Annotated in this window: 1 protein-coding gene; it reads right to left on the reverse strand. The window is 56.9% G+C overall.

The window, feature by feature from the left end; genetic code table 11:
- The coding region (locus ACR9ZK_RS21945; RefSeq protein ID WP_481344069.1) for a diguanylate cyclase domain-containing protein at window positions 1-276 on the reverse strand (276 nt) is incomplete at both ends.

Below are 276 nucleotides of genomic sequence, written 5' to 3' on the forward strand. Positions count from 1 at the left end.
GCCGTTATGCTTGGCCATGTAGAGAAACTGGTCGGCCGCGTTGAGATAGTTGTCGAAGGATTCGTAGCCGGCGATCTCGGCGACGCCGATCGATACGGTAACGGATAATTCCTCATCATCCGCGCTGACCTTCAAACCGGCGAGATCGATACGCACCTCGTCGCAAAGCATGGTTGCCGCGCGCGAATCCATTTCATTGAACAGAATGGCGAATTCTTCGCCGCCAAGGCGGGACAAAAGGCTCGTGGTGCCTTCGAACAGCGCATGGAGCCGACG

It is taken from the genome of Monashia sp. HAY1-5C (assembly GCF_056755255.1).